This window comes from Pseudidiomarina fusca, from assembly GCF_032227045.1.
GTDB classification, from domain to species: domain Bacteria; phylum Pseudomonadota; class Gammaproteobacteria; order Enterobacterales; family Alteromonadaceae; genus Pseudidiomarina; species Pseudidiomarina fusca.
The window spans coordinates 76,798-98,293 of sequence record NZ_JANFPJ010000013.1; the positions used below are offsets into that span (position 1 = coordinate 76,798).

The 21,496-nt window shown below is 48.7% G+C and carries 22 protein-coding genes; 13 read left to right on the forward strand and 9 right to left on the reverse strand.

All coding sequences use genetic code 11. From position 1 onward, the window contains the following. The first annotated feature begins 3 nt into the window (after window positions 1-3). The 4 genes from hslV to NOG12_RS08165 all read left to right on the forward strand — a co-directional run bounded on the left by hslV (window position 4) and on the right by NOG12_RS08165 (window position 3,569). On the forward strand, window positions 4-540 hold the full coding sequence (gene hslV, locus NOG12_RS08150; RefSeq protein WP_110076971.1) for an ATP-dependent protease subunit HslV: 537 nt from the start codon (window positions 4-6) through the stop codon (window positions 538-540). After that, window positions 533-1,870 carry an HslU--HslV peptidase ATPase subunit gene (hslU, locus tag NOG12_RS08155; protein ID WP_110076972.1) on the forward strand — a complete coding sequence of 446 codons (1,338 nt, stop codon included), beginning with the start codon at window positions 533-535 and terminating at the stop codon, window positions 1,868-1,870. The genes hslV and hslU overlap by 8 nt, the downstream gene beginning before the upstream one ends. Before the next feature lie 133 nt (window positions 1,871-2,003). Further along, window positions 2,004-2,489 carry a ribonuclease E activity regulator RraA gene (gene rraA / locus NOG12_RS08160; RefSeq protein WP_313932939.1) on the forward strand — a complete coding sequence of 162 codons (486 nt, stop codon included), beginning with the start codon at window positions 2,004-2,006 and terminating at the stop codon, window positions 2,487-2,489. A 3-nt stretch (window positions 2,490-2,492) separates the two neighbouring features. After that, a complete protein-coding gene (locus tag NOG12_RS08165; protein WP_313932940.1) occupies window positions 2,493-3,569 on the forward strand; it encodes a formimidoylglutamase in 1,077 nt (358 codons plus the stop codon). On the opposite strand, the gene hutI is transcribed toward NOG12_RS08165, so the two are convergent. Continuing rightward, entirely contained in the window at window positions 3,508-4,713 is a 1,206-nt protein-coding gene (hutI, locus tag NOG12_RS08170; protein ID WP_110076988.1) for an imidazolonepropionase, read from the reverse strand. The genes NOG12_RS08165 and hutI overlap by 62 nt on opposite strands. 97 nt (window positions 4,714-4,810) lie before the next feature. Here hutI and hutC point away from each other — a divergent pair, with 97 nt between their 5' ends. Genes hutC through hutH form a run of 3 tightly spaced genes read left to right on the forward strand, consistent with a single transcriptional unit; the run spans window position 4,811 to window position 8,762 of the window. Continuing rightward, window positions 4,811-5,512 (forward strand): histidine utilization repressor, encoded by a 702-nt coding sequence (hutC, locus tag NOG12_RS08175; RefSeq protein ID WP_110076975.1) that lies wholly within the window; start codon window positions 4,811-4,813, stop codon window positions 5,510-5,512. Window positions 5,513-5,529: 17 nt separating this feature from the next. Beyond that, window positions 5,530-7,209, forward strand: coding sequence for a urocanate hydratase (gene hutU / locus NOG12_RS08180; protein ID WP_313932941.1), 1,680 nt, complete (start codon window positions 5,530-5,532; stop codon window positions 7,207-7,209). A 14-nt stretch (window positions 7,210-7,223) separates the two neighbouring features. Next, complete coding sequence (gene hutH, locus NOG12_RS08185) at window positions 7,224-8,762, forward strand: histidine ammonia-lyase (RefSeq protein ID WP_153826316.1); 1,539 nt, start codon at window positions 7,224-7,226, stop codon at window positions 8,760-8,762. Here hutH and NOG12_RS08190 read toward each other — a convergent pair. The 4 genes from NOG12_RS08190 to NOG12_RS08205 are packed head-to-tail and all read right to left on the reverse strand — an operon-like array spanning window position 8,759 to window position 11,305. Continuing rightward, window positions 8,759-9,007, reverse strand: a complete 249-nt coding sequence (locus tag NOG12_RS08190; protein WP_110076977.1) for a TraR/DksA family transcriptional regulator — start codon at window positions 9,005-9,007, stop codon at window positions 8,759-8,761. The genes hutH and NOG12_RS08190 overlap by 4 nt on opposite strands. Before the next feature lie 13 nt (window positions 9,008-9,020). Beyond that, window positions 9,021-9,923 carry a bifunctional GNAT family N-acetyltransferase/hotdog fold thioesterase gene (locus tag NOG12_RS08195; RefSeq protein ID WP_313932942.1) on the reverse strand — a complete coding sequence of 301 codons (903 nt, stop codon included), beginning with the start codon at window positions 9,921-9,923 and terminating at the stop codon, window positions 9,021-9,023. Window positions 9,924-9,941: 18 nt separating this feature from the next. Further along, on the reverse strand, window positions 9,942-10,394 hold the full coding sequence (gene dtd, locus NOG12_RS08200; RefSeq protein ID WP_110076979.1) for a D-aminoacyl-tRNA deacylase: 453 nt from the start codon (window positions 10,392-10,394) through the stop codon (window positions 9,942-9,944). Further along, entirely contained in the window at window positions 10,391-11,305 is a 915-nt protein-coding gene (locus NOG12_RS08205; RefSeq protein WP_110076980.1) for a virulence factor BrkB family protein, read from the reverse strand. The genes dtd and NOG12_RS08205 overlap by 4 nt, the downstream gene beginning before the upstream one ends. A 95-nt stretch (window positions 11,306-11,400) precedes the next feature. Between NOG12_RS08205 and NOG12_RS08210 the strand changes: the two genes are divergently transcribed. The 3 genes from NOG12_RS08210 (at window position 11,401) to NOG12_RS08220 (ending at window position 13,365) form a co-directional block, all read left to right on the forward strand. Then, window positions 11,401-12,117 carry an SDR family NAD(P)-dependent oxidoreductase gene (locus tag NOG12_RS08210; protein ID WP_313932943.1) on the forward strand — a complete coding sequence of 239 codons (717 nt, stop codon included), beginning with the start codon at window positions 11,401-11,403 and terminating at the stop codon, window positions 12,115-12,117. An 82-nt stretch (window positions 12,118-12,199) separates the two neighbouring features. Continuing rightward, on the forward strand, window positions 12,200-12,856 hold the full coding sequence (locus NOG12_RS08215) for a DUF2959 domain-containing protein (protein WP_110076982.1): 657 nt from the start codon (window positions 12,200-12,202) through the stop codon (window positions 12,854-12,856). Next, window positions 12,853-13,365: an NADPH-dependent FMN reductase gene (locus NOG12_RS08220; RefSeq protein ID WP_110076983.1), complete on the forward strand. Its 513-nt coding sequence runs from the start codon at window positions 12,853-12,855 to the stop codon at window positions 13,363-13,365. Before NOG12_RS08215 ends, NOG12_RS08220 begins: the two co-directional genes overlap by 4 nt. A 12-nt stretch (window positions 13,366-13,377) precedes the next feature. On the opposite strand, the gene NOG12_RS08225 is transcribed toward NOG12_RS08220, so the two are convergent. Then, window positions 13,378-13,992 (reverse strand): TetR family transcriptional regulator, encoded by a 615-nt coding sequence (locus NOG12_RS08225; protein ID WP_313932944.1) that lies wholly within the window; start codon window positions 13,990-13,992, stop codon window positions 13,378-13,380. Between the two features lie 216 nt (window positions 13,993-14,208). On the opposite strand from NOG12_RS08225, the gene NOG12_RS08230 reads away from it, so the two are divergent. From NOG12_RS08230 to NOG12_RS08240, 3 genes are all read left to right on the forward strand, one after another. Further along, window positions 14,209-14,490 (forward strand): DUF3081 domain-containing protein, encoded by a 282-nt coding sequence (locus NOG12_RS08230; protein ID WP_110076985.1) that lies wholly within the window; start codon window positions 14,209-14,211, stop codon window positions 14,488-14,490. Window positions 14,491-14,506: 16 nt separating this feature from the next. After that, window positions 14,507-15,169: a PAQR family membrane homeostasis protein TrhA gene (gene trhA, locus NOG12_RS08235; RefSeq protein ID WP_110076986.1), complete on the forward strand. Its 663-nt coding sequence runs from the start codon at window positions 14,507-14,509 to the stop codon at window positions 15,167-15,169. 231 nt (window positions 15,170-15,400) lie between these two features. After that, window positions 15,401-15,805 carry a GreA/GreB family elongation factor gene (locus NOG12_RS08240; protein ID WP_313932945.1) on the forward strand — a complete coding sequence of 135 codons (405 nt, stop codon included), beginning with the start codon at window positions 15,401-15,403 and terminating at the stop codon, window positions 15,803-15,805. A 156-nt stretch (window positions 15,806-15,961) separates the two neighbouring features. Here NOG12_RS08240 and typA read toward each other — a convergent pair whose 3' ends face one another. From typA to NOG12_RS08255, 3 genes are all read right to left on the reverse strand, one after another. Continuing rightward, window positions 15,962-17,791, reverse strand: coding sequence for a translational GTPase TypA (gene typA / locus NOG12_RS08245; protein ID WP_153826255.1), 1,830 nt, complete (start codon window positions 17,789-17,791; stop codon window positions 15,962-15,964). A 143-nt stretch (window positions 17,792-17,934) separates the two neighbouring features. Next, window positions 17,935-18,960: a CNNM domain-containing protein gene (locus NOG12_RS08250; RefSeq protein ID WP_313932946.1), complete on the reverse strand. Its 1,026-nt coding sequence runs from the start codon at window positions 18,958-18,960 to the stop codon at window positions 17,935-17,937. Between the two features lie 100 nt (window positions 18,961-19,060). Further along, window positions 19,061-21,418 carry a TonB-dependent receptor domain-containing protein gene (locus NOG12_RS08255; RefSeq protein WP_258306597.1) on the reverse strand — a complete coding sequence of 786 codons (2,358 nt, stop codon included), beginning with the start codon at window positions 21,416-21,418 and terminating at the stop codon, window positions 19,061-19,063. Window positions 21,419-21,496 lie beyond the last annotated feature (78 nt).

Below are 21,496 nucleotides of genomic sequence, written 5' to 3' on the forward strand. Positions count from 1 at the left end.
ATTGTGACTACTATCGTATCTGTCCGCCGCGGTGACAAAGTTGTCATCGGTGGCGATGGCCAAGTTTCACTTGGCAACACCGTAATGAAAGGCAATGCACGCAAAGTAAGACGGCTATACAACGGTCAAGTATTGGCTGGGTTTGCTGGCGGTACTGCGGATGCTTTCACCCTATTTGAACGTTTTGAAAAGAAACTTGAGGTGCATCAGGGCAACCTCATGCGCGCTGCTGTTGAGCTTGCCAAAGATTGGCGTACCGACCGTGCTCTACGCCGACTCGAGGCGCTGTTGGCCGTGGCTGACAAGCATACGTCACTGATCATCACTGGTAATGGTGATGTAGTGCAACCCGAGCATGATCTCATTGCGATTGGTTCAGGCGGGCCGTTTGCCCAGTCAGCAGCCACGGCACTACTCGAAAACACCGATTTAAGCGCGCGGGAGATTGTTGAGAAAGCGCTCACTATCGCAGGTGATATCTGTGTCTTTACTAATAGTTTCCAAACCATCGAAGAGCAGGAGTCGGTAGCCAATGTCTGATATGACCCCACGTGAAATTGTTGACGAACTTAACCGTCATATTATTGGCCAAGACAATGCCAAAAAAGCAGTCGCAGTAGCGCTACGTAACAGATGGCGACGGATGCAGTTAAGTGATGAATTGCGTCCTGAAGTGACCCCAAAGAATATTTTGATGATAGGGCCAACCGGGGTGGGCAAAACTGAAATCGCACGGCGGTTAGCTAAGTTAGCCAATGCTCCTTTTATCAAAGTAGAAGCCACTAAATTCACTGAAGTTGGCTATGTTGGTAAAGAAGTGGAGTCTATCATTCGCGATCTTACTGATACAGCAGTGAAGCAAACACGTGAACAGATGATGCAAAAAGTACGTTTCCGAGCTGAAGAAGCCGCTGAAGAACGTATTCTCGACGCGCTATTGCCACCCGCTAAAAAGACCGGTTGGGCTGACGAAGCCGAGCCAGAGCGTGATAGCAGTAATACTCGCCAAGTATTCCGCAAAAAGCTTCGCGAAGGTCAGCTTGATGATAAAGAAATTGAGATTGAGTTAAGCGCGCCGCAAATGGGCGTAGAAATTATGGCGCCACCAGGAATGGAAGAAATGACCTCGCAATTGCAGAGCATGTTCCAAAACCTAGGTAGCGGCAAAGCAAAACCGAAGAAGCTGAAGATCAAAGACGCCTTCAAGCACCTGATTGAAGAAGAAGCGGCGAAAATGCTAAACCCTGAAGAAATCAAGGAGCAGGCGCTGCAGTCGGTTGAGCAAAATGGCATTGTGTTCTTAGACGAAGTGGACAAGATCTGTAAGCGCGGTGATGTCTCGGGCCCAGATGTAAGTCGCGAAGGCGTACAACGCGATTTGCTTCCACTCGTAGAAGGCACCACAGTATCAACCAAGCACGGCATGGTAAAAACCGACCATATCTTGTTCATTGCTTCAGGTGCTTTTCAGATGTCTAAGCCATCAGATCTGATTCCTGAGCTGCAAGGTCGGTTACCTATTCGAGTTGAGCTTAATGCGCTAACCAGCGGTGACTTTGTGCGCATTCTGACCGAGCCGAATGCCTCTTTAACTACCCAGTACAAGGCTTTGATGGCAACCGAAGGGGTAGATATTGAATTTACCGCAGATGGGATTGCTCGGATTGCTGAAACAGCGTTTCATGTGAACGAAACCACGGAAAATATTGGGGCGCGTCGTTTGCACACAGTGCTGGAGCGTTTGATGGAAGAAATATCTTTTAAAGCCAGTGACTTACATGGGCAGAGAATTGAAATTGATGCTGCCTATGTCGAGCAACATGTGGGCCAATTAGCACAAGACGAAGACTTAAGTCGCTTTATTCTGTAAGCGCTTGAGCTAACGCAGTAAAGCCTTGCTTTTGCCTAGGCCGTTTACCCGCTATACTGTGCAAAGTTAACGCATCGGTGCCTACCTGCAAGCCCGCAGGTAGGTTGCCAGCACAGAGAGTAGGGGAATGGCCATGGAATACAATACTTCAGAACTTTGCGATTTATATCCGGACATGATTGATGTGGTCGAGCCCATGTTTATTCATTATGGCGGGCGCATCAGTTTTGGTGGTCAGTTAGTCACCATCAAGTGCTTTGAAGATAAAGGCGTGATTGAAGAAGTCGTACAGCAGCAAGGCACTGGCAAAGTACTTTTAATTGATGGCGGCGGTTCTAATCGACGTGCATTGATTGATATTGCTATCGCTGAATTAGCCTTTGATAACGACTGGGAAGGTATTGTTTGCTATGGCGCAGTGCGCGATGTTGAAGCTCTAGACGAGCTTGATATGGGCATTATGGCAGTCGCTTCTATTCCGGTTGGAGCCATCAGTGAAGGCGTTGGTGAAGTCGACACAGCAGTGAACTTTGGTGGGGTAACCTTCTTACCTGAAGACCATCTTTATGCTGATAGTACCGGCGTGATTATTTCTCCAGAACCTCTCGATATCGAATAACCTATGTTGTTTGAAGCCCTACCCACCGCTACGTGGTTTACCCCTCGTAGCGGTGAAACTCGCTTGGGCCAAGTGCTCACTTGGTTACCACCTGTTGCTGATATCCCTGCTTATAACAAGGCCCTCGCCCATGCTTGGCAGCAAGGCCAAAGAATCGCGATTATTGGCGTGCCTGAAGGTATTGGCCCGCGTGCCAACTTAGGCCGAGGGGGTGCTGAACATGGCTTTCATGCCGCCCTAAAAAGCTGGCTCAATTTACAAGCTAACGCCCACCTAGTAACGGATCAGATACTGATGCTAGGCGCTTTAGCTTGTGATGATTTACAGCAACAAGCGAACCAGCTTGAGGTAACTGAACCGTCACAATTGGCCCAATTAAGGCAGCTGTGTGCCGAGCTTGATAGTCGCCTAAGCGCTGTGTTGACGCCGCTCTTTAGCCAAGGTTTTCGGGTGATTTTAATCGGTGGCGGACATAATAATGCCTATCCGTTATTACAATCATTAGCCACTGCCAAAGCTAGCCCTGTTGCTGCCATTAATTTAGATCCCCATGCTGATTTTCGTGCTTTAGAAGGGCGCCATAGCGGTAATGGTTTTTCTTATGCACATGCGGCTGGGGTGTTACAACATTACCATGTGATGGGGCTACACCTAGCTAAGAACAATGCCGCCAGCCTGCAAGCATTAACTGCTGCTGGGTTTAGCTACAGCAGTATTCAAGCCATTTACCAGCACGGTTGGCAACCGCTGTGGTCAGCGCAACTAGCGCAGCAAGCGCAGGGGCAACTGCCGTTAGGCATAGAAGTGGATATTGATGCGATTCAAGGTGCGCCTGCAAGTGCGATAAATTATTTAGGCGTGAGTGCGGCGCAGGCCTGTCAGTTTGTCGCACAATTGGCGCAGTTACCCCGTGCCGCATACCTGCATTTAGCGGAAGCCGCACCCAGCTTACACCCCGCCGGACAGGCTGTGGGAGACATGGTGTGCGGGCAACTACTCAGCGAATTAATGCTGGCTTTTATCGGCGTTGACCTTGATGCCAGCAACCACGCAATTGCTGCAGGCCAAACTGATAGCTAAGTGTGGCTGGGTCGGCACAGTCCCACCAGCATAGATCAGCCCGCATTCCAGCTTTTAATTGACCGCGGTCGTGAAGCCCCAGTGCTTGTGCGGCCGCCACCGTTACTCCACGTAAACACTCTTCTGGGGTTAGCCGAAACAATGTCGCGCCCATCTGCAACATCAATAACAAACTAAAAATAGGCGAAGTGCCTGGGTTGGCATCCGTTGCTAAGGCAATAGGTACCTGGTACTCACGCAACAATGCTAATGGCGGTAATTGTTGTTCCCGCAAAAAGTAATAAGCTCCGGGTAACAACACCGCAACGGTATTACTCGCCGCCATGGCCGCGACGCCAGCTTCGTCGAGATATTCGAGGTGGTCACAAGATAACGCCTGATAACGCGCGGCTAATTGGCTCCCTGCTTGGTTACTGAGTTGCTCTGCATGTAATTTAACCGGCAGATTTAGCGCTTTGGCTGCAGCAAACACGCGCTCAGTTTGAACCGTGGTAAAGCCCACCTTCTCACAAAAAGCATCCACTGCGTCGGCTAATCCCTCGGCTGCTATTTGCGGTAGAATCTGCTCTACAATGAGGTCGATGTATGCATCAGGCTGCTGTTGATATTCAGGTGGTAAGGCATGGGCCGCGAGCAAAGTGGTTACCACCGACACTGGATTGTTATCGGCTAAGGCTCTAGCCGCTAATAGCTGTTTCCGCTCATGCTCATAGCTGAGGCCATAGCCAGACTTGATCTCGATGGTAGTAACGCCTTCACGCATCAACGCCTCTAAGCGTGGTTGGCTCAGCGCGATTATTTGCTCAAGGCTTGCCGCTCGAGTGGCGGCAACGGTAGCTGCAATACCGCCGCCTTGAGCAGCGATATCAGCGTAGCTAGCGCCATGCAAACGCTGGGCAAACTCATTAGCGCGCGAGCCTGCCCAAACTAAATGAGTATGGCAGTCAATCAGGCCGGGGGTAACCAAGCCGCCGCCACCGTCAAGCAATTCTACTTGGCTTAGATCAGGGCCTCCTTCGGCATGACTGAGATGCTCACCAGCATACTGAATTCCGCTAGCGTTAAACACAATCAGGCCTTGTTCAATAAGACCGTAGCCATCGCCTTGCATGGTGGCTAAACGGACATTGTGGATGGCTTGCAGGGTGGAAGCTGACATGAATTTTCCCTTTGCTACTTGTATATACAATTAAGCTTGCCTACACTCTAGCACAATTTAATAAATCTTAAAGTGTAGAGGCATGGCAAAGTTCTCGGTTATTAAACAACATCTGTATCAAAAAATAGCCTCTGGAGAGTGGCCTGAAAATCATCTGGTAAGCTCAGAAAATGCCTTAGCACAGCAATTTAACGTGAGTCGCATGACCGCGCGGCGTGCCCTGCAAGAACTGGCGGATGAGGGCTTGGTGTTGCGCAACAAAGGCTCTGGTACCTATGTGGCGCCGCTAAAGTCGCAAACATCCTTTATGGCTATACGCAATATTGCCGATGAAATTGCCAATCGCGGCCACCAGCATCAAGCTATTGTGCACACACTTAAAGCTCAACCGGCTAGCCCGCAAGTCGCGGAGTTTCTGCAAGTACCGGTAGCCAGCAAAGTCTTTTTCTCGGTCATCACTCATCTAGAAGACGGGGTGCCGGTGCAGGTAGAAGAGCGTTACGTGAACCCTTCCATGGCCACGCACTACCTCAAACAAGATTTTACCAAGCTCACCCCGCATGAATATTTGAGTGCGGAATCACCGCTAACCGAAGCTAGCCACCAAATTGAAGCGGTTAGCCCTAGTGCACAATTGTGTGAATGGTTGCGCTTAAGCAAGCCAGAGCCGTGCCTACGGATTATTCGCCGTACCTGGAGTCATGCGGGTATTGTCACTTATGCCGTGCTAACCCATCCAGGTTCGCGTTTTGTGCTAGGCGGCCATTTAACCTTTAAATCTTAGTAAGCAAAGGAGCTACGATGAGTTTTACCCGATTAGATAGCAGTCGCCAGATTCGTGCAGACCGCGGTAGTCAGCTCACTACAGCAAACTGGCAGATTGAAGCTGCCAAACGGATGCTGATGAATAATCTCGACCCAGAAGTGGCAGAACATCCGCAAGCGCTCGTGGTGTATGGCGGTATTGGCCGCGCCGCGCGCAGCTGGGAAGCCTACGATAAAATCGTTGAAGTATTAGAACGCTTGCAGCCCCATCAAACTTTATTGGTTCAATCGGGTAAGCCAGTGGGAGTATTCACGACTCATGAAGATGCGCCGCGAGTCCTGATTGCCAACTCAAATTTAGTACCTCAGTGGGCCACTTGGGAGCACTTTAACGAATTAGATCAGCAAGGCTTGATGATGTACGGTCAAATGACCGCAGGGTCTTGGATCTACATCGGCTCGCAAGGCATTGTTCAAGGTACTTACGAAACCTTTGTGGCCGTGGCGCGCCAGCATTTTGGCGGCGAAACTCGTGGCCGTTGGATCCTTACCGGCGGGCTTGGCGGTATGGGTGGAGCGCAGCCGCTGGCGGCAACCATGGCGGGCTACAGTATGCTGGCTGTTGAAGTGGACGAAACTCGAATTGATTTTCGCTTGCGCACGCGCTACCTGGACTACAAAGCCGAAAGCCTAGATCAAGCACTACAACTGCTAGAGCAAGCACGAGCCAAGGGCGAAGCTATTTCGGTTGGCCTGCTTGGCAATGCCGCCGATGTTTATGCGGAGCTGGTAGCCCGTGGGGTTACTCCCGATGTGGTGACAGACCAAACTTCAGCACACGATCCTTTGCATGGCTATGTCCCACAAGGTTGGAGTTTAGCTGACTATCAGCTACAACAGCAGCAAGCCCCAGCCGCCACCGTAGCTGCCGCGAAACAGTCGATGGCGGTACAAGTACAAGCCATGTTAACGCTGCAACAGCGAGGCGCGGCAACCCTTGATTATGGCAATAATATTCGGCAGATGGCAAAGGATGTGGGGGTAGCCAATGCCTTTGATTTTCCTGGCTTTGTGCCAGCTTATATTCGTCCTTTGTTTTGCCAAGGGATAGGCCCATTCCGTTGGGTCGCGTTATCTGGTGACCCTGAAGATATCTATAAAACGGACGCCAAGGTGAAAGAGCTGATCCCAGACGATAAGCACTTACATAATTGGTTAGATATGGCGCGTGAACGTATTGCCTTCCAAGGCTTGCCGGCTCGTATTTGCTGGATTGGCCTAAAAGACCGTGCGCGCATTGCAAAAGCTTTCAATCAGATGGTGAAAGCCGGCGAGTTGAAAGCGCCGATTGTGATTGGCCGCGACCACTTAGATTCAGGTTCTGTCGCCAGCCCTAACCGCGAAACCGAAAGCATGTTAGACGGCTCCGATGCAGTGTCAGATTGGCCGTTGTTAAACGCCTTGTTAAATACCGCAGGTGGCGCAACTTGGGTTAGCCTACATCATGGCGGCGGGGTTGGTATGGGTTACTCCCAACATGCCGGCGTGGTGATTGTTGCTGATGGTAGTGATGCTGCTGAGCAACGCTTAGGCCGAGTGCTATGGAACGATCCTGGCACTGGCGTGATGCGTCATGCCGATGCTGGCTACGAAATTGCACAAGAGTGCGCCCGTGAGCAAGGCTTAGATTTACCTATGGTGGAGCAATCCAAATGACAGCAATGACGAAGATGCCAAGTTTTGAATTACAGCCAGGTGCACTGGGTTTAGAGCAACTGCGCGACTGGTGGCAGCAGCCACAGCAATTGAGTTTGACGAGCGCAGCTTATGAAGCAATTGCTAAGTCACAACAAACCGTAGCTGCGGTGCTGGCCGCCGGCAAAGTGGTCTATGGCATTAATACCGGCTTTGGCTTGCTGGCAAACACTCGTATCCCGCCAGAAAAATTAGAAGATCTACAGCGCCGTATTGTGTTATCCCATGCTGCAGGTACTCAAGAGCTGATGAGTGATACCGTTGTCCGCTTGATGTTGTTACTCAAAATCAACTCGCTCAGCCGTGGCTATTCTGGCGTCCGCCAAGAGGTTATTGATGCGTTGGTTGATTTACTTAATCATCAAGTGTACCCCTGCGTACCCAGCAAAGGCTCAGTAGGTGCGTCGGGTGATTTAGCCCCGCTGGCGCATCTGGTGTTGCCACTACTAGGTGAAGGCCAAGTTCGCATCAATGGCGAGATCTACGATGCGGTTACCGGTTTAGCTAAAGTAGGGTTGCAGCCGCTCGGCCGCTTAGCACCCAAAGAGGGCTTAGCGCTACTTAATGGTACCCAAGCGTCCACGGCTTTGGCGTTGCATGGTTTATTCCAAATCGAGCGGGTATTTGATGCAGCCTTGGTCACTGGAGCTATGTCAGTAGAGGCTGCCATGGGCTCGCGTTCACCCTTTGATGCACGAATTCATGCGGTGCGTGGTCAACCCGGCCAAATCGCTGTCGCAGCGAGCTTCCGGCAGCTCTTGGGTGATACGTCAGAGATTGGTAGTAACCATGCGGATTGCGAAAAAGTTCAAGATCCTTATTCGTTGCGATGCCAACCACAGGTGATGGGTGCGGTCTTTGATCAGCTGCAACATGCCAGCGCTATTTTGGTGCGCGAAGCTAATGGTGTAACCGATAACCCGCTGGTATTTTTTGATAATGGCGACATTATTTCAGGAGGCAACTTCCATGCCGAACCAGTGGCAATGGCAGCTGATATCTTAGCGATTGCGGCCAGTGAGATTGGTGCCTTATCGGAACGCCGTAGTGCACTTTTAATCGACCACCATCTAAGTAACTTGCCACCTTTCTTAGTGAATGACGGTGGGGTTAACTCGGGCTTTATGCTGGCGCAGGTGACTGCAGCTGCTCTTGCTTCAGAGAATAAAACCCTAGCGCATCCGGCATCGGTTGATAGCCTGCCGACCTCGGCAAACCAAGAAGATCATGTGTCTATGGCTACCTTTGCCGCACGAAGATTATCAGATATTGCAGCTAACGTGCGTGATATTGTGGCTATTGAGCTATTAGAAGCGGCTCAAGGGTTAGATTTTAGACGCCCGTTAAAAGCTGCTAATGCAGTAGAACAGGCGCATGCCATGGTAAGGTCAAAGGTAGGTTTTTATGATCAAGATCGTTACTTTTCGCCTGATATCGCTGCTATTTCACAGCTTATCAAGCAAGGTGAGTTATCTTCATTAATAACCACCGGGGCATTACTTGAGGACGCTTAAGCGTCCTCTTCTTCATCTTTAAGCGCTTGGCAGTCAACACACAGAGCAACGTCTGGTTTGGCTGCTAGCCGCGCTGCTGAAATTTCGTCACCGCACTCAATACAATAGCCATATTCGCCACTACGCATACGTTGCAGTGCAGCTTGTGCGCTTTCAGCGTTACGGCTGTTGGGTTGCTCGTTGACCACGGTTTCTAACTTACTACGGATGCGTAACAACTGCTGGGCGGTTAATGATTCACTCATGTTTACGTCCTTTTTATTTTTTCTTCGCTAAAACAACAAACTGGCCAGTAAATTCTGCGACCGGTTTATCGCCATCGTAAATTTGCGACTTAAGCGTTACGCGTGCGTTTTGCCCCTGGCTAAGGCTGCTTAAATCCCCGGTAAAACTTGATAAGCGAGCCAGCGCTCTAGGTTCTTTACTCACCGGTTTGTGATAGCTGATCTGCCCATCGGCTAACACAATGGCTCCGGCTAACTCTCTTTCGCGCAATTGTAAATGCAGTAAGCCCCAGCATGTCAAGGTTGCGAGTGAATAAATACTGCCGGCAAACATAGTGCCATGCACATTAATATTGCGCGACAAGATGGCAGCCGTCTCAAATTCGCGCCCCGTATACTGAGTAATACGTATGCCCATGGTATCCGTGATAGGAATTTCTTGATGCCAGGTTTGTTGTAGATCTTGGCACCAGCTAGGACGATAAATAATGCGGTTAAACTCGGTAAAGGTTTTGCGCAACTGGTGCTCGGCTTGCGGGTTTTTCACGGTATCGCCTTCTTCTACCACCTCGTAGCCGCATTTAATGTAAAAACCGAGGGTATTATCACGTGAGTTAATCACAACATGCTTGGCACCTTCAGCACGAGCTACCTTTTCTAGTTCATGCACGATAGCTACGCCATGGCCTTCGCCCCGGTGCTCAGGAGCCGAGGCCATAAACCTGATTTGTCCCTCGTCAGGGCTATTAAAATGTAAACGGCCAATAGCAATGGCTTCGCCGGCACTGTTCACCACCATACGATGTTGACCTACACCATCATATTCATCTTGTTCAGAGCCGCGTGGACGTTGAAAAGGCTCGCGCAATACCCGCCAGCGCAGATAATAATAACTTTCCCATTGTTCTGGCGTAGACGGCGTAATTACTCGATACATAAATGTTTTTATCCTTTACTAAGTCTTTGCTGCGGGTACCTGCAGTAAGAAAGTCACGGGGCCATCGTTCACCAGGCTAACTTGCATGTCGGCACCAAACTGACCGGTTTGGCAGAAGATACCAAGCTTAGTTAACTCTGCAACAAAGGCCTCATAAAGAGGCTCTGCTTGAGCCGGAGCTGCCGCAGTAGAGAAACTTGGCCGTCGGCCAGAATCAGTATCGGCTGCCAAGGTAAACTGCGACACCACTAACGCTTGGCCACGGGCATCGATTAAACTCACATTCATTTTGTCATCGGCATCGGCAAAGACGCGATAGTGAGCCACTTTGTTCGCTAACTTGTGCGCATCAGCTAGGGTATCGCTGGTGGCTACCCCGAGCAAGATCAGTAAGCCCTGTTCTATCGCACCAACCTTAACATCAGCCACACTCACGCTAGCTTGGCGCACTCGTTGAATTAAAGCTTTCATTCAGACCCCTGATCTCCAGTGTTAGAGGTTGCTGCTGCAGCGGGATCGGCCTCAGGAGGTGCCGCTGGGGTAGTGAACTCTTCAATACTTGCGGTTAATTCGGCACCCAGCAACACAATATTCCATGACACGAAAATCCACAGTAACAAAATTGGGATAGCAGCCAAAGCCCCATAAATGGCTTCGTAACTAGGGAACGCAGTGATATAGGCCGCAAAGCCTCTTTTGCTGACTTCGAATAAGATGGCAGCTAGCAGCGCCCCCCAAAAGGCATGTCGCACGCGTACGATACGGTTTGGCATCATCACGTACAGCAGTAAAAAAGCAACCAGCGAGGTGACAATCGGCACTGCGCTGAGGAGCGTGGTACGAATTCCTGATACGTAATCTTCAGCAAATGCTGTCAAAGATATCAGATAAGAGCTCACGGCCATCCCCGAACCCATCAGAATAGGGCCCAAGGTTAAAATCATCCAGTACACAGCTAACGCAACCACAATGCGTCGGCGTTGATGATTACGCCAAATACGGTTCATGGTGGCATCAATAGTGCTGATAAGATTTACCGCCACCACAATCACAAAAACCACCCCAATGGTGGTCATCTTAGAAACATTACCAACAAAGGTATTTAAGTACTCGCTAATGACTTCGCTAGAAGTGGGCAGCAAATTGGCGAATAAAAAGGCTTCTAGCTGTTCACGTAACTCTTCAAACATAGGAAAAGCCGAGAAAATCGAAAACATCACCACCATCATCGGCACCAACGCCAACATGCTAACAAAGGTTAAGTGGCCGGCAATAATGGTGACGCGGTCGTCTAAACAGCGCTTACCAAAATACAACAAAAACCGCCCCGCGTAGCGCAGCCGTTCTAACCCTTGTTGTTGCCAAGATGACAGCTCGGTCATGGTGATTCCTTGAGTTAATCTGACTATTTAGTAGGGCGTTATAATCCCAAACCCTAGTGCTTGCGTAAAGACTATATCAAGATAGAGGAGCAAGTATGCGGATAATTATAGGTGCAAATGGTGGTTTAGGTCGTGCGTTGGTGGATTATTACAGCCAAGCTGAACCTGTGATTGCTGTTTCTCGAACAGCGCCGCCGGTATCCTTGGCCGCTGAGGTGACTTGGGTACAAGTCGCAGGTTACCAGCCAGAGCATTTAGCGCCGCTGTTTGAAGTCTTAACGGAGCAGTTGACCGCCGGTCAGGTCGTGAGTGGGGTGCTTAGCGCTATTGGGTTATTACACACCGATAGTTATCAGCCAGAAAAGCGTTTAGCGGATCTTAATCTGGCGCAGTTACAACATCAATATCAGGTGAATGCCATATTGCCGCTATTGCTGTTACAGCAATTAGTGCCTTACTTACCTCGGCAGCAACCATGCAGCTTTGTGCAATTGAGCGCCAAGGTTGGCAGTATCACTGATAACCATTTGGGAGGCTGGTACAGTTATCGAGCCAGTAAAGCGGCCCTAAACATGTTGCTTAAAACCGCCGCTATAGAGTTACGACGTACACATAAACAGCTCACCATCGCAGCGATTCATCCGGGTACCACGGATACCGAACTTTCTAAACCCTTCCAAGCCCGACTCACGCCAGATAAGCTCTACTCTGCGCAACTATCGGCACAACGTATTGCAGCTGTCATCGCACAACTCGATCCGCAGCACAGCGGTGCGCTTTGGCATTGGGACGGTACCTTACTACCTTATTAGCCTAGCGCAGCAATAGTTTCTTTTTCAAACAGCCGCCTTGCAGGTATACTGTGGCGAATACCACAGCAAATAAGGAGATGTTATGCGAGTTCTGCTGCAGATTGCCAGTGTTGCCTTAGGCGCAGTACTGTTAACGGGCTGCCAAAGTGCTTACTACGGCGCCATGGAAAAAGTCGGCATTCACAAGCGCGATATTCTCGTGGATAGAGTGGACGATGCTCGTGAAGCGCAAGGCGATGCCCAGCAAGAATTTAAATCAGCGTTAGAACAACTTGATGCGTTGTTGAACATTGACGGTGGTGAGCTAGAGCAGCGCTACAATGCGTTAAATGATGATTATGAAGCCAGTAAAGCGGCGGCCGAGCGGGTTAACGATCGCATTGAAGCTATTCATGATGTCGCCGAAGCACTGTTTGACGAATGGCAAGATGAACTTGCGATGTACTCTAATGACGCCATGCGTCGCCAAAGCGAGCGCTCACTTCGTGATACCGAACGGCGTTACAAAAGTCTGTTAGCAAGTATGGAGCGGGCCGCGGCAACCATGGACCCCGTGTTAGCTAAACTGCAGGACAACGTTCTATTTTTAAAGCATAACCTCAATGCGTCGGCGGTAGATGCCATTCGCGGCGAGTATCGTAGTTTAGAAACGGATATCGCTGTGTTGATCAAAGAAATGGAAGCGGCAATAGCGGAATCTGACGCCTTTATTAAAGCCATGCAAGAGGGACAATCATGAGTTTACTTATCATTGCCGGCAGCAGCCGCGAAGATTCTATTAATGCCGTGTTGCAGCAACGAATTGCGGCAGTCGCAACGGCTGCGGGCGAGGCCTGCCACCTGTATGCTGCCGCCGATTTAGATGCACCTTTGTATCAAGGCGACTACGAGCAAGAAAATGGAGTACCGTCAAATATTCAGAAGCTAGCGACAGCTATCAACGACGTCACCAAAGTGATTATTGTATCGCCTGAATACAATAGTTCGATTCCGCCTTTATTAAAAAATGCGATTGATTGGTCGACCCGGCTACCACAGAATCCGTGGCAGGGTAAAACCGTGTTACTAGCTGGCGCTGCGCCAGGTCGCTTAGGCTGTATGCGGGTATTGACCCATTTAAATACAGTGATGAGTGCTGTACAAAGTTGGGTTGCACCCATGTTTCTTAGCTGCGCTAATGCCAGCGCAGAAAGCCTCGCTGAGTTTGACCAAGCAGCTATTGAGAGCTTTATTGCGCAAGGTGGCTAATTTTAAGCCGAGTTAAGCCTGCAAGCCCTTGAAGTAACATTCAATGGCTTGTTTGGCGGTACTGTTTAAATCAAACAAGCTTTTATCGAGTAGCCAGTTGTACATCAGCCCATCAACCAAGCTGAATAATCCCAACACAATAGCTTGAGAATTAAGATCGGCACCAATAAGGCCTTTCTTTTTTGCTTCATCAAGCAAAATACAAGACTCTTCAATGCAAGCGTTACGACCACCTAGATGGCGCAAATGAATCGGTAAGGCATCGTCCACGTATTCGCATTTGTGCAGCAAGATATTGATCAGTGCTTGCATGTGCGGATCGTGCTCAACCTGGTGAATAATATGAAAGCACCGCGCTTTTAGAATAGCTAGTGGATTATCCTGATGAGCTTGGACAATTTCTTCTAGCATTTCATCCACAGGTAATTTAACCCGATCCATCAATGCATTGATAAGATCCAGTTTGTTTTGAAAGTGATGATAAATAGCGCCGCGTGTTACCCCAGCGGCTTCGGCAACTTGCATCATCGAGGTATTAGCTACCCCGTTGCTACTAAATACTAGCTCAGCGGCATCGAGTAACTCAGTGCGGGTTGTTAATGCATCAGCTTTTGTACGGCGTACCACAATTCACCTCAATAGAATAAACTATGGACTATTATAAACTATTTTATACAAACATTCATGTATGTATGTATAAATGAAAAACTTGCAAGATAAGATCTTAATCCCCATAGCTTAACTATAGAGTTAAAGTATAGAGTTAAAGACAAAAAATAGTCATTGTTGAACCGCAAGTGCTATGCTCAAACGTAGCCTAATAAGTTTTAACAGGGGGTTGCCATGAAGAATGAGATTGATCAACGCTTAGTATTAGATGCTTATGAGACAATTCATGAATACGGTAAAGCCGAACAAGGTAAGCATACCTTAGAGGGTATTTCGGCCTATACCGACCACGATGGCTATACCGTCTTTTTAGAGGGACATGGCGTACGTATGACGCTAGAGTTCCACAATAAATATCATTTGGATTATGAAAATGAACGCCAGTATGAAATGTTCATGCGGGCACTAGAAAATATTAGCCAAGGCCATTACGAGCCCAAACGCACCGAAACTTAACCCAGAGTAGGATGGCATGACCAAGATAAAGCACAAAGCCTATAGTGTGGCTGAAGAAGTCGCCCATGCGTTAACCCATGGTGCCGGCGCCATAGCAGCCATTGTCGGATTAGTGCTGATGCTGGCTTGGGCCAGTACTTATGGTGACACTTTTCATGTGGTCAGTGCGGCTATTTATGGCGGAAGTTTGATTTTATTGTATTCGGCCTCGACGCTTTATCATGCATTTCCGTGGCCGCGAATTAAGGCGTTTTTCCAGCATCTTGATCATGCCGCCATTTATGTACTGATTGCCGGCACCTACACCCCGTTCGCCTTGGTAAACTTACGTGGCGCTTGGGGTTGGACCCTGCTAGCCGTGGTGTGGAGCATTGCTATCTTCGGTGTGGTTATTGAGCTTGCGCTTAAAGAACGCAAAAAATGGCTTTCGCTAAGCCTCTACTTAGGGCTAGGTTGGATGGCCATTTTAGTGATAAAACCCATGCTAGATAACGTTGCCGCCGGAGGTTTATGGTTATTATTAGGCGGTGGCCTAGCTTACACTTTTGGCGTGATTTTTTATGTCTGGAAGTCATTGCCATTTCATCACGCCATATGGCATCTCTTTGTTTTAGCCGGTAGTGTACTGCACTTCTTATCCGTCTTTTATTACGTTTTGCCCCAGCCAAATATGATCTAAGTTATGGTGGCTTGCCTTTCCTAAATGAAAGGGCTATGGTTGCGCCTAAGCAAAGAGGGTAACCAGTTTTATTATGTTTAAGTACGATTATTCAATTCTAAGTACCGCACTCACCTTTCCAAATTAAGCCGATTGCAGTTTAAGCAATCGGCGTATCTTGTTTTTTCCAAAGCAACTAGCCATGTAGCTAATTAATGATTTTTCGTGTTTTAGTTCGGTAGGAGTAAAGCCGTGCTTGCGCGTATTTGGGGTTATTGTAACTCCGCCGCTTGTTTACATCAGTCATGGTTTCAATGTCAGCAATTTAGGGTACTACAAGACCCTTTGTTACTTGCCGATCTCTATCAACGCTTAGAACTCAGCGACCGTCCTGCATCAAAAATGAATGCGCGGGTGGTGATAGGTTCGCGGGTAACCGTGCGTCAATTAAATGCCCATGATAAACAAGTTTTTCATCTGACAATTGTCGAGCCAAGTAGCGCTAACTTACAGCGACATAAGATCTCTTATCTTTCGCCGATGGGGTTAGCGCTACTTTCTTTGCCGTTAGGCGCTACTTTTTATTTGTCTGATAGGGCCAGTGAAAGTCACTGGTGTGTTGTTGCCATCAACTCAGCAGGAGATCATCATGAGTAAAGAAAAGCAGAAGAAAAAGCCGCAAAAAACGTTGAAAGAAAAACGTAGAGAAAAGAAGAACAAAGCGGACTAACCGGTACCATCAGGATAACCGAAAAAAAAGCCAGTCAGAACCTTCTGACTGGTTTTCTTAATCAAGCTGTTGTGACTAATCAATTAGCTACGGCTAGCTCGTTTACGCTCGTTCTCAGTAAGCAAGCGCTTACGAACACGAATTGATTTTGGTGTGATTTCTACCAATTCATCGTCATCAATAAACTCAAGAGCTTGCTCTAATGACATCCGAATAGGTGGCGTTAGTAACAAGGCATCATCAGTACCAGCTGCACGGATGTTGGTTAATTGCTTACCTTTCAGACAGTTTACGGTTAGGTCGTTAGACCGGCTATGAATACCAATCACCATACCTTCGTAAACTTCTTCCGCGTGGCCAAGCATTAACCGGCCGCGTTCTTGTAGGTTAAACAAGGCGTAGGCTAGGGCTTTACCTTGGGCGTTAGAAATCAAGACGCCGTTGATGCGCTGGCCAATGTTGCCGCCTTTAAACGGACCATAGTGATCAAAGCTATGGTAAAGCAAACCGGTGCCTGAGGTTAAGGTCATAAACTCAGTCTGGAAGCCAATCAAACCACGGCTAGGTACAACGAAGTCGATACGAATACGGCCTTTACCATCTGGGGTCATGTTGGTCATTTCAGCTTTACGCAAGCCAAGTTTTTCCATCACTGAACCCTGGTGTTGTTCTTCAATATCCACGGTCAGGTTTTCAAACGGTTCTTCTTTCACGCCGTCAACTTCGCGCATGATAACTTCAGGGCGAGATACCGCCAGCTCAAAGCCTTCGCGACGCATATTTTCAATAAGTACGCCTAAGTGAAGTTCACCACGGCCAGACACCCGGAAGCGGTCTGGGTTGTCAGTTTCTTCTACGCGTAAGGCAACGTTGTGCTTAAGCTCTTGTTGCAGGCGCTCAAGAATTTGACGCGAAGTAACATACTTACCTTCTTTACCAGCAAACGGAGAGGTGTTTACTTGGAACGTCATGGTTACTGTTGGCTCATCTACAGTTAATGCAGGCAGAGCTTCTACTGAGCCAGCCGCACATACGGTGTCAGAGATTTTTAATTCGCCTAAGCCAGTAATAGCAACGATGTCGCCGGCACTCGCTTTATCGGTTTCGATACGGTCTAAGCCCAAATAACCAAAGACTTGGCCAACTTTACCGTTACGAGTAGAACCATCAGCGCCAACCACAGTTACCTGCTGGCCAACTTTCAATGAACCACGTTTAATCCGGCCAATACCGATAATGCCCACGTAGCTTGAGTAATCAAGCTGTGAAATTTGCATTTGCAATGGACCATCACGATCCGCATCGGGCGGAGATACTTTGTCTAGAATGGTTTCAAACAACGCGGTCATGTTGTCAGTCACCACGTTATAATCGTGGGTTGCCCAACCGTTTAATGCAGAAGCATAAACAACTGGAAAATCTAGCTGCTCATCGGTAGCACCTAGGTTATCAAACAGATCAAAAATTTGGTCGATAACCCAATCAGGACGTGCGCCCGGACGGTCGATTTTGTTTACAACAACAATCGGCTTCAAGCCATGCGCAAAAGCTTTTTGCGTAACGAAGCGGGTTTGTGGCATAGGTCCGTCAACGGCATCAACCACCAACAACACTGAATCGGCCATCGACAATACCCGCTCAACTTCACCACCAAAATCGGCGTGTCCAGGGGTATCAAGAATGTTGATACGGTAGTCTTGATAATTTACCGCTGTATTTTTCGCCAAAATGGTAATGCCACGTTCTTTCTCAAGATCGTTGGAGTCCATCACCCGTTCTTCAGCGCCACCGCGGCTTTCTAAAGTGCCGGAGCTTTGAAGAAGTTTGTCAACAAGGGTGGTTTTGCCGTGGTCAACGTGCGCAATAATTGCAATATTGCGCAGCTTGGAAAGTTCAGTTGCTTGAATTGTCATTGATAAAGCCTGTAAAAACGCGAGGATAGGACCCCAAAATGGCCACGCCGCGAGAATGTCACGAGTGGTTAAAATAGCGGCGTATTATACGCATACAGCTAACACTACGCTAGTTTTTTTACAGGCTTGTGGCAGCAAAAGACTTAATTTACGCTGTTATTGTCGTGTTTGAGGCGCTTACCCCAGCGTTGCTGGGCATAGCGACGAAGGCTCGGAACCGTATCAGTTTCGTCCATAATAGGCTGGCCGAGGATGGTTTCAATGATATCTTCTAGTGTCACTAAGCCCATCCAAGTGCCATGCTCATCGTACACCAATGCCATATGTTGACGCTGCTGAATGAGTCTTGCCATCAGTTTTTCAACGTTCACCATCTCGCTAACAATTTCGGCTTCGCGGGCTAATTCAGCAATGCTTTGCGAGGTGTCTGACTCCAGCGCTTCATTGCGCAAGATAATGCCATGAGGTACTTCGTCTGCATCAATAATCGGAAAGCGCGAATAGGGCATCGATTTTACCCGATACAAAAAGTCACTGACGGTCTCATCTGGGCGTACGGATTCACACACCGTACGTGGTGTCATCACATCCCGCACACGAATGGTGTGCAGGTCCAGAATATTACTGATCACTCGACGCTCATCGGTATCGATGATTTTTTGCTCTTCACCCAAGGTCGCTAGCGCCTTAATTTCTGAGCGCACATCAACATCTTCTTCTCCACCAATACGTTTGGTGACTTGATCGGATAGCCAAATGAAAGGCTTCAAGATGAGGATCATCAGATTCAGGATGCCAGGCAATAAAGGAGCTAGCTGACGCCAGAATTTGGCACCGATAGTTTTAGGGAGGATTTCTGAGAGCACCAAAATTAAGACGGTCATGACTGCTGAGGCAATCGCTAAATAACCATCGCCAAACACCACACCAACTTGTGCACCTACGCCCGCTGCACCTGCAGTATGGGCTACGGTATTGAGGGTAAGAATAGCCGCAAGGGGGCGGTCAATATTATCTTTGAGCGCTTGTAGTTTGCCATGCAATACCGGTTGTTCTGCCTTAAGTTGCGCCACGTAACTTGGCGTGATAGAGAGCAAGGCAGCTTCAAGAATGGAGCATAAAAAAGAAATACCAACGGCAATAAAAGCAAACAGAATCAGCAGGAACATGGGTTTCACATAAGTTAAATAAGACAAGCGATTGTGGCACAACTGTAAGCACAAAAAAAGGGGCCGCAGCCCCTCTTCGCAAGTACTTAAACGCTGGTTATTAGAAGCTGTAGCTGGCTGAGAACCAGAAGCTGCGGGCGCGTTCAGCCGTGTTGTAATCGGGCGAACATAAGTACTCAACTTCATTGTCGGCTAGCAAACAGCTGCGGCTAGACAAGTCGGTATCAAGCAAGTTGTTGATTCTGGCCCGTAAAGTCCATGATTCAGAGAGCTCGTAGTTAGCCCCTAAATGCAACAGTTCGTAAGCTTTGTAATATTCCTCAACGGTTTCAGGGCCGGCCGGGCCGGTCACGTTGGCGGTTCCACGGAAGCGCTCACCACGTACTTCGGCACGTAAATCAAAGCTCAGTGCATCGGTTAGGGCGTAACTTAGCGTAGCATTGGCCATGTGCTCAGGCGTATTGACCAAGGGTAAACCTTTGTCAGCGCCGCTGCGCACTTCACTGTGAGTGTAGGTGTAGTTACCGCGTACGCTTAAAGCATCGGTAATATCGTATTCAGCATACACCTCAGCACCTTTGGTGACCGCTTTGTCAACGTTGGCATATTGAGTAAAGTAGTCGTAGCCAAGGTCCGCCCAACCCTCACCAATGTCTACACAATACTGACCTGGCTGTGCGATCTCACAGTTAGGGGCACTGTCTTGACGAATGATTTTGTCGTCAAACTCGTTGTAGAACACGGTGAGGTTGGCGGTAAAGTCGTATGCGTTATCAAAATACACGGCCGCTTCGTAGTTCACGCTCGTTTCTGGTTGCAGGTTAGGGCTACCCACCAAAGGAATGGTACCTTGGCGACCAAAGCCAGTGATGCCAGGGAAGAGATCATTGGGTTTAGGTGCTTTGTAGCCGGTGCTGATCCCGCCTTTAACGGTCCAGTCTGGGTTAATGCTGTAGTTTAAGTAAACTCGCGGACTCCACTGTCCAGAGAAGATATTGTGATGATCGTAACGAGCGCCGGTCGTTAAGGTCAGCGAGTTGGTTGCATCAAAACTGTTCTCTGCAAAAATAGCCCATTGGCGATGGTCTTGAGTGGTTCCTGCGCGATAATCACTACCGTAAAAACCAAACACCCCGTCTTCCATGGAGACATCAAGGTATTGCACCCCAGTCACCAGCTTATTGCGGGCGAAGCTCATCTCAAAAGTCGAATCAAAAATCCAGTTGGTCAGTTTTAGTGGTCGATTAGGGCGAGGTAAGTATTCGCTCTCAATCACCGCGCGAATATCATCAGTCAGTACCGGTCGGCTCACGCCTTGGTCTGCGACTGCTTGGTCCCACAGCTGTTGAAACGCAGCACGTTCTGCCAAAGACAGCGGTAAGCTACGGCCTAAGTTCTCGCTGATACTATGGGTGATGCTATTGCGCCATACGCCAGCATCAAAGGTACCAATATGAGAGAGCACAGCTTGCTCACGTTGCACCCGCTGGTAAGGCGCATAACCAACCCGGGGCTCAACTAAACCGTTGCCGCCAGCTCGCCACATGTTCTCGGCAGAATCAAGCGTACCCACTTGGCTTTGAGTGTTATCGTAGCGCTGTTTAGCTAAATCGTAACTAAGCGCAAAGCGCTGCTTTTCAGTCAGGTTATAGTCTAAAGTAGCACCGTAGTTCCAAGACTTACCGCCGACAATCTTGCGGTCGCCAAAGCTGCCTGAATCGGTCCAAGTGCTGCCATCGGGCAACGGCAGTTCAGTCACGTAGCCCGGTTCACTAGGCTCGCGCCAATAACCACTGCCGCGTAAGGCAAGGCTCAAGGCCTCGTTAATAGGACCGGTAAGGTAAAAATCAACTTTTTGGTCATTGCCGTATTGGTCATCTTCTTGCAAAGTACCAGCTACCGACACATCTCCGTGCCAGGCATCCAGGGTGCGGCGAGTAATAATATTCACCACCCCACCAATGGCATCGGTACCATACAAAGTAGACATAGGCCCGCGCACCACTTCAATGCGCTCAATAGCTGCCAACGGCGGCATGTACATATACTGACTGTTACCGAAGTTGTTAGGCCCAATATCACCGGTATCATTTTGGCGACGGCCATCAATCAACACTAAGGTGTATTCAGCGGGTAAGCCGCGCATGGTGATACTTAAGTTACCGTTCTTATCCTGTCCAGAACCTACATCAATACCTTCTATATCACGCAAGGCATCGGCTAAGCCCGAATAGGGTTTGGTTGCCAAATCTTCGCGAGTTACCACGGTTACACTCGCTGGTGCATCAATAACCTTGGTTTCGTAGCCCGCAGCAGTAACCACGATCCGCTCTACGCGGTCTTTTGCATCAGGGTCTGGAACCGGTTCGCCAGCAGCCATAGCTGGCGCTTGGATAGTGGTGAATACCAGTGATGCAATCATTAAAGCAAGCGGTGTAGGACGAGTCCGAAGTGACATAAAACAACCTTTTAATGAAAATTAATGAATTCGATGTTGCAAATGATAATAACTCTCATTTATCATGTAAACAGTTAA

What these genes read in the sequence shown, in the direction of transcription:
- hutC (WP_110076975.1), top strand. Translation starts at nt 4,811, where the DNA reads ATGGCAAAGTTCTCGGTTATTAAACAACATCTGTATCAAAAAATAGCC.
- rraA (WP_313932939.1), top strand. Translation starts at nt 2,004, where the DNA reads ATGGAATACAATACTTCAGAACTTTGCGATTTATATCCGGACATGATT.
- NOG12_RS08220 (WP_110076983.1), top strand. Translation starts at nt 12,853, where the DNA reads ATGAGTTTACTTATCATTGCCGGCAGCAGCCGCGAAGATTCTATTAAT.
- NOG12_RS08250 (WP_313932946.1), bottom strand. Translation starts at nt 18,960, where the DNA reads ATGTTCCTGCTGATTCTGTTTGCTTTTATTGCCGTTGGTATTTCTTTT.
- NOG12_RS08215 (WP_110076982.1), top strand. Translation starts at nt 12,200, where the DNA reads ATGCGAGTTCTGCTGCAGATTGCCAGTGTTGCCTTAGGCGCAGTACTG.
- dtd (WP_110076979.1), bottom strand. Translation starts at nt 10,394, where the DNA reads ATGAAAGCTTTAATTCAACGAGTGCGCCAAGCTAGCGTGAGTGTGGCT.
- NOG12_RS08230 (WP_110076985.1), top strand. Translation starts at nt 14,209, where the DNA reads ATGAAGAATGAGATTGATCAACGCTTAGTATTAGATGCTTATGAGACA.
- hutH (WP_153826316.1), top strand. Translation starts at nt 7,224, where the DNA reads ATGCCAAGTTTTGAATTACAGCCAGGTGCACTGGGTTTAGAGCAACTG.
- typA (WP_153826255.1), bottom strand. Translation starts at nt 17,791, where the DNA reads ATGACAATTCAAGCAACTGAACTTTCCAAGCTGCGCAATATTGCAATT.
- hutU (WP_313932941.1), top strand. Translation starts at nt 5,530, where the DNA reads ATGAGTTTTACCCGATTAGATAGCAGTCGCCAGATTCGTGCAGACCGC.
- hslU (WP_110076972.1), top strand. Translation starts at nt 533, where the DNA reads ATGTCTGATATGACCCCACGTGAAATTGTTGACGAACTTAACCGTCAT.
- NOG12_RS08210 (WP_313932943.1), top strand. Translation starts at nt 11,401, where the DNA reads ATGCGGATAATTATAGGTGCAAATGGTGGTTTAGGTCGTGCGTTGGTG.
- NOG12_RS08255 (WP_258306597.1), bottom strand. Translation starts at nt 21,418, where the DNA reads ATGTCACTTCGGACTCGTCCTACACCGCTTGCTTTAATGATTGCATCA.
- NOG12_RS08195 (WP_313932942.1), bottom strand. Translation starts at nt 9,923, where the DNA reads ATGTATCGAGTAATTACGCCGTCTACGCCAGAACAATGGGAAAGTTAT.
- NOG12_RS08205 (WP_110076980.1), bottom strand. Translation starts at nt 11,305, where the DNA reads ATGACCGAGCTGTCATCTTGGCAACAACAAGGGTTAGAACGGCTGCGC.
- trhA (WP_110076986.1), top strand. Translation starts at nt 14,507, where the DNA reads ATGACCAAGATAAAGCACAAAGCCTATAGTGTGGCTGAAGAAGTCGCC.
- NOG12_RS08190 (WP_110076977.1), bottom strand. Translation starts at nt 9,007, where the DNA reads ATGAGTGAATCATTAACCGCCCAGCAGTTGTTACGCATCCGTAGTAAG.
- NOG12_RS08165 (WP_313932940.1), top strand. Translation starts at nt 2,493, where the DNA reads ATGTTGTTTGAAGCCCTACCCACCGCTACGTGGTTTACCCCTCGTAGC.